This window comes from Streptomyces sp. NBC_00690 (assembly GCF_036226685.1).
GTDB lineage: Bacteria > Actinomycetota > Actinomycetes > Streptomycetales > Streptomycetaceae > Streptomyces.
On the sequence record NZ_CP109009.1, the window covers coordinates 6,871,379 to 6,881,278 of the forward strand.

Consider the following 9,900-nt stretch of genomic DNA (forward strand, 5'->3'; position numbering starts at 1 on the left):
TCTGCGGGATAGGCGGTCACAGCTGGGCTCCCACTGCGTTGAGGAAGGTATGGAACTTGGCGGCGGTCTCCGCCGTCTCGGCCTCCGGCTCGGACGCGGCGACCACACCGGCGCCGGCGTAGAGCCGCATGGAGCGTTCGGTCGCCTCGGCGCAGCGGATGGTGACGACCCATTCGCCATCGCCCTCCGGGGTGCCCCAGCCGACGATGCCGGTGAAGAAGCCCCGGTCGAAGGTCTCCGTCTCGCCGATCACCGCACGGGCGAGCGCGGTGGGGGTTCCGCACACCGCCGGGGTGGGGTGCAGTGCGCACGCGATTTCCAGGGCGGATGCCTCGGGCGTGGCGAGTACGCCGGTGACGGTGGTCGAGAGATGCCACATGGTGGCGGTCCTGATCAGAGTGGGCCGTGCGGGCACGTCGATCCTGTGACAGAACCGGCCCATCCCCTGGTGGACGGCGTCGACGACGACCGCGTGTTCATGGAGGTCCTTCGCGGACTGGAGGAGTCCAGCGGCGCGCCGTACGTCTTCGGCGAGATCGGGGCTGCGTGGTACGGAGCCGGCGAGCGGGTTGGCGACGAGGAGTTCACCGCGTCGGGAGACGAGCAGTTCGGGGCTGGCCCCGAGCAGGGTGCGACCGGGCGATGTGGGCAGGGCGAACGTGTAGCCCGAGGGGTCGCGACGCGCCAGGCGTTGCACCATCGGAGGGAGATCGAGGGGGTTCCCGCTGGACAGGGTGAGCGTGCGGGCGAGGACCACCTTGCTGAACTCGCCGCGCCACATGCGGTCCACGGCTGCGGCCACGCCCTTGGCGTACACCTCGGGCTCGGGCTCGGTACGTATCTCCCAGTCGACGGCGGGAGCGCTTTCGGCGGGGAGGGCGATGAGGGGGTCGGCTGCCAGTGCGGGCCCGGAGCGCACGGTCTCTGGGATGACGAGGGCGGAGGGTGCCGACTGGTCGAACGGAATGGCGCCCATGACGAGGGGAGCCGTCTGTGAGGAGCGGGCGTCGTCCAGGGCGGTCGCCACCCGCTGCGCGAGCGGTTGGCCCCCTTCGGGGACGCGTTGGTGCACTCCTCGTGCCAGCAGGGTGCGGGTGGGGGTGGCGAGGAACCGGTCCCCCGAACGGTAGGCGTCGAGAAGAGAGGTGGCCGCTCCCACGGCGGGGTGTGCCGGGTCGGCCGACGTTCTGTGCGTGGCGACTTCGTGGGCAGCCGTCGACACGGTGACTCCTCTGTTCGATGTATTCGATGTGAAGGGTGCGGGGAAGGTGCGTCGCCGGTGGCGATCTGGAAGCGAAGCGTTCTGGTGGATCGGGGGCCCGGGCCGCTCATGCGCGACTCGGCACGGGGCCGGCCCCACGGTCCGTTCGGCACGGTGGGATCAGCGCAGGGTGGCGCCACCGTCGACGTAGAGGTCGTGCATGGTGATCTGCCGGGCACGGTCGGACGCGAGGAAGACCACGGCATCCGCGATGTCCTCGGGGAGCGCGATCCGGCCCAGGGGGATTCCGGTGCGGTAGGCGTCGGGGTGTGGGTCGCCGTCGATGACCGTGGCGGGGCCCGATGCGTCGGTCCACAGTGCGCGCTGCATCGGGGTGTCCGTGGAGCCGGGGGCCACCACGTTGCAGCGGATGCCCGTGCGGGCCATCTCCAAGCCCAGACACTTGGTGAACATGACGGCAGCGGCCTTGGACGCGGCGTAGGCGGCCATCTGCGGGCGGGGGATGCCCGCCGCGTTGGACGCGACGGTCACGACGCAGCCGCGGCGGCGGGGGGCCATGCGGCGCACCACGGCCCGGGACAGATGGAAGACGCCCGTGGTGTTGACGGCGAAGGTCTCCGCCCAGTCCTCGTCGGTCAACTCGATGGCCGGCGCGGTGCGCAGGATGCCCGCGACGTTCACCAGGATGTCCACCGGGCCGAGTTCGCGCTCCACCCGGTCCACCGTGTCCTCGACCGCGTGCACGTCGGTGACGTCCAGCGGGAAGGGGGTGACGGTGCCGGCCGACGGGTTGTCCTTGAACTCGTCGGTGAGCGTCGAGGCCAGGGCGAAGACGGTGTCGGCGGCCCGGTCGGTCGCGGCGACCGTTGCACCGAGAGCGGTCAGCGCACACGTCACGGCTGCGCCGATGCCCTGTCCGGCACCGGTGACGAGTGCCACACGGCCGGCGAACTCTCCGCCGAACGCTCTGTGGTCAGGCATGAGCATCCTCCTCGTTCTTAGGTGAGCCTAACCTAAGTTAAGCCATTGGCCCACCCCGGTCCTCGGCACGGCTGAAGCAGGATGCGGACGGGCAACTGGCCGGGCGCCCCAAGGGCTTTCACACCTCCGGCACGGAATGGCGCACCCCGGGCACGGGGGGAGAATTCGCCAGCCGGGCGCATCTGGGTGCTCGCAGGCCGATCGGATCCCGCGTGTTCGGGGCGGGGTCGAGCAGGAGCGCGGAGGGCGCGAAGCGGGCCGCGAAATCGGCGGCCACCCCGCGGAGGCGAGCAGGCCCTGTGCATCGCACGGCAGCGGGTCCGGCACCCCGAGGGATGCCGGACCCGCTGCCCGTCCGGTGGCCCAGCCATCCTCGCGGAAGGGGCGTGGGCGCCTTCCCGGTGTCCATGCGCACACCCGTCGCCCGGAACGCACTGTGGCGTGAGTGCCCGCCGACCCGGGGCCCGGAGTCCGTCCCGGGGTGGGCACCCCGGGACGGACCGGACCTCAGCCCGTCCGGGCGGCGCTCAGCGCCGCGTCCAACACCGGCCCGATCACCGCCAACTGCTCCGGTTCCATCAACTCGTCGTGCGAGCAGTCCAGGACGTGTTCCGTGAGCGTGCCGGTCAGATACGACGGCCACACCCGCTGGGGCGCGTCCTCAACCTCCGTCGTACGGGCGGCCGTGAAGAACACCACATCGCCCGTGTAGTGGCGGGACGAACTACGCGAGAGCAACCGGACGCAGTGCACATTGGTGTCCACGATGGCGCCGAGCAGTTCGTCGTCGAACCCGGCCAGGAGCCCCTGGCTGTCCCGGATGGCCGCCATGGCCTCCTCGGTACCGACGGCCCCGGCAGCGGGCTCCCCGTCCGATGCCCCGTCGGCGCCCAGCCCGGCCACCGACAACAGGAACCCGCTCTCCTCCTGCTCCACCTGCTCACGCCACTCGGGGGCGTCCACGAACGCCCAGTCCTCCGTCTCCGGCGGATAGGCGTCCAGCAGCCCGAGGAACGCCACCTCCTCACCGCGTTCCTGGAGCAGCGCCGCCAGCGTGTGTGCCACCGTCCCGCCGAAGGAGTACCCCACGAAGTGGTACGGACCCTCGGGCTGCACCGCCCGGATCTCCTGGAGATAGAGATCGGCCAGACCAGCGACGTCATCCACGTCCGGCAGGGCGCCGGTGAGACCCGGTGACTGCACCCCGTACACCGGACGGCCCGGGTCGAGATGGCGTAGCAGTCCCGTGTACTGCCAGCTGAACCCGGACGCCGGGTGGAAGCAGAACAACGGCTCCCGTGCGCCGCGCTCCCGCAGGGGCATCACCACCCGTAGGGCATCGCGCCGGGCGTCGGAGCCGATCCGCACCGCGATGTCGGCGACCGTTGGCGCGGACATCACCGTCGCGACCTGCACCGGCACCCCCAGTTCCGCCCTGATCCGGCCGACCAGGCGCATCGCGAGGAGCGAATGACCACCCAACTCGAAGAAGTTGTCCTCCACCCCGACCCGCTCCAGGCCCAACACCTCGGCGAAGACCCGGCACAACAACTCCTCCCGGGCGTCCTTGGCTCCTCGGCCGCCTCCTCCGTCACCGAAGTCCGGCAGTGGCAGCGCGGCGTGATTCACCTTTCCGTTGACCGTGAGCGGCATCGCCTCCACGGCGACGAACGCCGACGGCACCATGTACTCGGGCAGTGCCGCGGCGAGCCTCTCCCGCAGCCGTGCCGGCTCGATGTCGCGCGGATCGGCCTCGCTCGAAGCCACGGTGTACGCGACCAGCCGCTTGACCCCCGCGGCGCTGGAGTGCACCACCACGGCAGCCGCGGCCACCCCCGGTGCGTCGGCCACCGCGGACTCGATCTCGCCCAGTTCGATGCGATAGCCGCGGATCTTCACCTGGTGGTCCGTGCGCCCCAGGTAGTCGATCCCACCGTCGGTCCGCCACCGCACCAGGTCGCCCGTCCGGTACATCACCGTGCCCGGCGCGCCGAACGGGTCGGCGACGAACCGTTCGGACGTCAACGCGGGCCGTTCGAAGTACCCGCGCGCCAGCCCGGCCCCCGCGAGGTACAACTCGCCCGGCACCCCCGACGGCACCGGTCGCAACGCACTGTCCAGCACATACGCCCGGGTGTTGTAGATGGGCCGGCCCACACACGAGCGTGAACTGTCCGCCACATCGGCGCCCAGCGCATTGATCGTGTACTCGGTGGGCCCGTACAGGTTGTAGGCCATCGTGCCGTCGGTGTCGGCCAACAGCGACCACAGTGCGTCCGGTACGGCCTCGCCGCCCAGCAGGACCAGCAGCGGCCGGTGCCGGTCCTTGTCCAACAGACCCGCGTCGATGAGCTGCTGTCCGTACGACGGGGTCACATTGACCACGTCGATGCCGACCCGGTCGTAGTGGGCGGTCAGGGCCGTCGGGTCGAGCCGGAGTTCCTCGCCGATGACGTGCACCTCATGCCCGTCGATCAGCCAGAAGAACTCCTCCCACGACATATCGAAGGCGAAGGACACCGTGTGGGCGACCCGCAGCGGCCGATCTGCGGCCCGTGCACCGGCCCGCTCGATCGCCGGGGCGAAGATCCGCTCACGATGGTTGAGCAGCATGTTCGTCAGGCCCGAGTACGGCACGACCACGCCCTTGGGCCGCCCGGTGGAACCCGAGGTGTAGATCAGATAGGCGGGATGGGCGCCGTCGCGCGGCCCGGTCAACTCCGCCTCCGCCAACGGCGTCCCCGGCAGCGCCGCCAACTCGGACACCGTTCGCGCACCGTCCAGGTCCAGTACGGGAACGTCGGACAGGGCCGGGCCACGCGCGTTGGTGATCAAACACAGCGGACGGGCGTCCGCCACCATGGCCGCCAGCCGCTCCACGGGATGGTCCAGATCCAGCGGCAGATACGCAGCGCCCGTCTTGAGCACCGCGAAGAGCGCCACCACGAAGTCCGCCGACCGCGGCAGCCCCAGGGCCACCACCCGCTCCGGCCCTGCGCCCCGGGCCACCAGGGCCCGCGCCAGCCGATTCGCCCGCTCGTCCAACTCGGCGTAGGTGAGCCGTTCCGCGTCGAACACCAGAGCTGTCGCCTGCGGAGTGGCCAGGGCCTGAGCGCCGAAGAGGTCCACCACCGAGATGTCCGGAACCTCATGCCCCAGATCACTGCCCGTGGCGAGCAGGGACTCCCGCTCGTCCTCGACCAACGTCGCCAACCGCCCGACCGGCGCGGCTCCGCCGTCCGCCAACTGCTCCACCAGCAGCGTCAGCCGTCCGGCGAGGCGCTCTGCTTCCGCCCGCTCGTAGAGGTCCGGTCGGTAGGCGAGGCTCAGCTCCAGTGCCCGTTCCGGGGTGACCGCCAACGTGAGCGGATAGTGGGTGCCGTCCACACTGTGCGTCCAACCGATCTGGTGCCGCTCCACGGCCTCCAGCCGGGCCGCGTCGTCCAACGGCGTGTTCCGGAACACGTACAGCGTGTCGAAGAGCTGGCCGACACCGCTGAGCTGCTGGATGGGACCGAGCCCCAGATAGTGGTGCGGCAGCAGGTCCGCGTGCTCCTGCTGGACGCGCACCAGCAGATCGCGCAGCGACTCGGCCGGGCGCAACGAGACCCGGAACGGCAGTGTGTTCATGAACATGCCGATCATCTGGTCCACTCCGGCGATCTCCGCCGGACGACCCGAGACCGTCGCACCGAACACCACGTCGTCGCGGCCCGTCATTCCCGACAGGGCCAGCGCCCACGCCGTCGACAGCACCGTGTTGAGGGTGACCCCGCTGCCGCGCGCAAAGCTCCGCAACCGGTCACTGGTCGTCTCGTCCAGGACGACCTCCACCACATCGGCCGTCACCGGCTCCCGGGTGGGATCGACCGGCGCCACCAGCGTCGCCTGGTCCAGCCCCGCGAGGTGCTCGCGCCACGCGGTCGCCGCGGCCTCGTCATCCGTACCGGCGAGCCAGCGCAGATAGTCACGGTACGGGGTGACGGGAGCCAGTCCCTCGCTGTCGCCGCCTCGCGCGTACAGCGCGAACAACTCCTCGAAGAACAACGACTCGGACCAGCCGTCCGTCAGGATGTGATGTTGTGTCAGGCATAGCATCCAACGGTCCTCGGCGAACTTGATCAACGTCACCCGCAGCAGCGGCGGGTCCGCCAGATCGAACCGGGTGGCCGCATCCGCCAACGAGAACTCCTGCAACGCCTCGTCCTGGGCGTCCCGGTCCAGCCCCGTGAAATCCAACTCGCGCCATGGCACCTCCCAACGGGCCGGCACCACCTGCACCGGCCCGTCCAACCGGTCGTGCCAGAAGCCCGAACGCAGATTGGGGTGTCGACGCAGGAGGGCGTCGAACGACGACCGGAGGGCGGTCGTGTCCACGCTGTGCAGCAACTCCACGAAGTTCTGCATCAGATAGACGTCCAGCGCCTTATCGTCATAGACGGCGTGGAAGTACAACCCCTCCTGGAGGGGGGAGAGCGGCAGGATCTCCTCGGCGTCCGTGAAGGCCGCCTCGACCACGGCGCGCTGTGTCTCGTCCAGGACCACCAGCGGGCCCGAGACCGCAGCCCTCTCCGGCTGCGACGAGGCGGACGCCACCCGGGCCAGCCCCGCCACCGTACGGCGCTCGAACACATCGCGCGGCGTGAGCACCAGCCCTTCCTTGCGCAGCCGGGTCACCAACTGGATCGAGACGATGCTGTCACCGCCCAGTGCGAAAAAGTCGTCGTCGACGCCCGCCGACTTCAGCCCGAGGACCTCGGCGAACACCCGGCACAGCACCTCCTCACGCTCATCGGCGGGCGCCCGCGAGCCCTGCGAACCGGTCAGCTCCGGCGCCGGCAACCGGGTCCGGTCCAGCTTGCCGTTCACATTCGTCGGCAGCTCCGCCACCACCACGACCGCCGCCGGCACCATGTACTCCGGGTGCGAGCCGGCCAACACCGCCCGCACCGCCGACGGATCGACGTCCCCGGTCACATAGCCCACCAGCCGCTTCACCCCGGGTGTGTCCTCACGCACCACCACGGCGGCCGACAGCACCCCGTCCACGGCGGCGAGTGCCGCCTCCACCTCACCGAGCTCGATCCGGAACCCCCGGATCTTCACCTGGTCATCGGCGCGGCCCAGGAACTCCAACTCGCCGTTGCTGCCCAGGCGTACGAGATCGCCGGTACGGTACATCCGGCCACCGGCCGGCCCGTACGGGTCGGCGAGGAACCGCTCCGCGGTGAGCGCGTGCCGGCCGAGATAGCCGCGCGCCATTCCTGCCCCCGCCAAGTACAGCTCCCCGACGGTACCCATCGGCGCGGGACGCAGCGCGGCATCCAACACATACGCCGATGTGTTCCCGATGGGTCGGCCCACCACCGGGGACACACCGTCGGCGAGATCCGCCGCGAGCGCATCCACGGTGTACTCGGTTGGCCCGTACAGATTCACCGACATCACTCCGCTGGCCGCGCGCACTTGCGACCACAGCACGTCCGGCACCGCCTCCCCGCCCAGCAGCAGCAACGCCGGCCGGTGCGCCTCCGCGGCCAACAACCCCCACTCCAACAACTGCTGCGCATAGGTCGGGGTGACATCCATGGCATCGATCCGTCGCTCGCGCACATAGCGGACCACGAACTCCGGATCACGCCGTTCGACCTCGTCGAGCACATGCAACTCATGCCCGGCGATCAGCCAGAACAACTGCTCCCACGAGGTGTCGAAACTGAACGACGCGGTGTGCAGGGCCCGCATCCTCCGCCCCGAGACGGCCGCCACCACCGGAGCGAACACCGCATCCACATGGTTGGCGTAGAGATTCGCCAGCCCCCCGTGAGTGAGCACCACGCCCTTGGGCCGCCCGGTGGAACCCGAGGTGTAGATCACGTACGCCGGACTCTGCGGGTCCACCGGCGAAGGCGTGAACCCGGAGCCGATCGCGGCCAACTCCGCCGTCGTCCACGCACTGTCCAGAACGATCCGCTCCGGCACAACATCGGAAGGCAGCAGCCCGAGCGCCGCCGTCGTCGTCAGCACGCACACCGGCGACGCGTCCTCGATCATGTACGCCAACCGGTCCGGCGGATAGTCCAGGTCGAGCGGCAGATACGCACCGCCCGCCCGCAACACGGCCAGGATCGCCACCACGGAATCCGCCGAACGCGGCACCGCGAGCGCCACCACCGACTCCGGTCCGACCCCCCGCGCCGCGAGCAGCCCCGCCAGGCGCGCCACGCGCTCCTCCACCTCGGCGAACGTCCAGGCAGTTGACCCGGAGACCACCGCGAGCGCATCCGGTGCCACCGCCGCCCGCTCGGTGAACCGGTCCGCCACCGTACCCGCGGGCACGGCCCGCACCGGCCCGCTCCACCCCTTGCGCAACTGCTCCGACTCGGCGACCGTCAACAGGTCCAACACACCCACCGGAGTGTCCGGAGCCGAACCGAGCTGGTCCAGCACCCGTGCCAGCCGATCCGCGATCACCGTCGCCCGGCGCTCGTCGAAGAGATCGGGCCGGTACTCCAACTGGAGGTGCGCCCGGTCCTCCAGGGACACGGCCAACGTCAACGGATAGTGGGTGGCGTCGCGCGCCTGCACATCGGTGACGCGCAACCCGTCCGACAGCGCGGGACGGGCATCCGGATCCACCGGATAGTTCTCGATGACCACCAGGGTGTCGAACAACTCCGATACGCCCGACTGCTTCTGGATCAGGCGCAGCCCCAGATGGTGATGGGCGAGCAGGGCGTTCTGCTCGTCGCGGAACCGGCGCAACAGCCCCGCGACGCTCTCGGCCGGCCGCAACGACACCCGTACCGGAACCGTGGTGATGAACAGGCCGACCATCGATTCCACACCCGGAATCTCATCCGGCCGCCCGGAGACCGTCAGCCCGAACACCACGTCGTCCCGGCCGGTCAGCCCACCGAGCACCAGCCCCCAGGCACCCTGGATCAGGGTGCTCGGGGTGGTCCCGAGCCGCCGAGCCGCCGCCGTTAGCCGTGCGGTGGCGTCCCGCGTCAGCTCCACCCCCACCGTGCCCGGGCGGACCGAGGACCGCGAGGGGTCGACGGGTGCCACCAACGCGGGCTCGTCGAAGGACTCCAACGCCGTACGCCAGGCGGCCTCCGCGGCCGGCTGGTCCTGCCGCTTCAACCACTGGAGGTAGTCGCGATAGGGACGCACCGCGGCGAGGGACGAGGCGTCGCCGTCGCTCTCGTACAGGGCCAGCAGATCGCCCACCAGCAGGGGCATCGACCAGCCGTCGACCAGGATGTGGTGCACCGTGATGATCAGCCGGTGGTCGTCGGCGCCGGTGCGCGCCAGCACCAGCCGCAGCAGGGGCGGACGGTGCAGCGCGAAGCGCTGCGCCAACTCCTCCCGCTCCAGCCGCCGTAGCGCCGCCGCAGGATCCGCGTCCGTCGCGCCACCCGACAGATCCACCCTGGTGAGGGAGATCTTTAGCGCAGACGGAATGAACTGCACCGGCTGGGGCACGCCCTCGTGCCAGAAGCCCGCGCGCAGATTGGGGTGCCGCCGCAGCAGTGCCGCTGCCGCGCGATCCATCCGCTCGGCGTCCACCTTCCCCGCCAGCGCGACCGTCACCTGCACGGTGTAGACATCGGCGCCGTCCGCATCCGGTCCGCCGTACACCGAATGGAACAACATGCCCTGCTGCAAGGGGGACAGCGGAAGCATGTCCTCGA

General features: G+C 70.4%; 3 protein-coding genes. All 3 read right to left on the minus strand.

The window, feature by feature from the left end:
* Positions 1-16: 16 nt before the first annotated feature.
* The 3 genes from OID54_RS30035 to OID54_RS30045 all read right to left on the minus strand — a co-directional run bounded on the left by OID54_RS30035 (position 17) and on the right by OID54_RS30045 (position 9,892).
* Positions 17-1,222: an isochorismate synthase gene (locus OID54_RS30035; protein WP_329024593.1), complete on the minus strand. Its 1,206-nt coding sequence runs from the start codon at positions 1,220-1,222 to the stop codon at positions 17-19.
* A 159-nt stretch (positions 1,223-1,381) separates the two neighbouring features.
* On the minus strand, positions 1,382-2,203 hold the full coding sequence (locus OID54_RS30040) for a 2,3-dihydro-2,3-dihydroxybenzoate dehydrogenase (protein WP_329024595.1): 822 nt from the start codon (positions 2,201-2,203) through the stop codon (positions 1,382-1,384).
* Positions 2,204-2,710: 507 nt separating this feature from the next.
* The gene (locus OID54_RS30045) at positions 2,711-9,892 is read right to left on the minus strand and encodes an amino acid adenylation domain-containing protein (RefSeq protein WP_443055800.1); all 7,182 of its coding nucleotides are present in this window, start codon (positions 9,890-9,892) and stop codon (positions 2,711-2,713) included.
* Between the last annotated feature and the right edge of the window lie 8 nt (positions 9,893-9,900).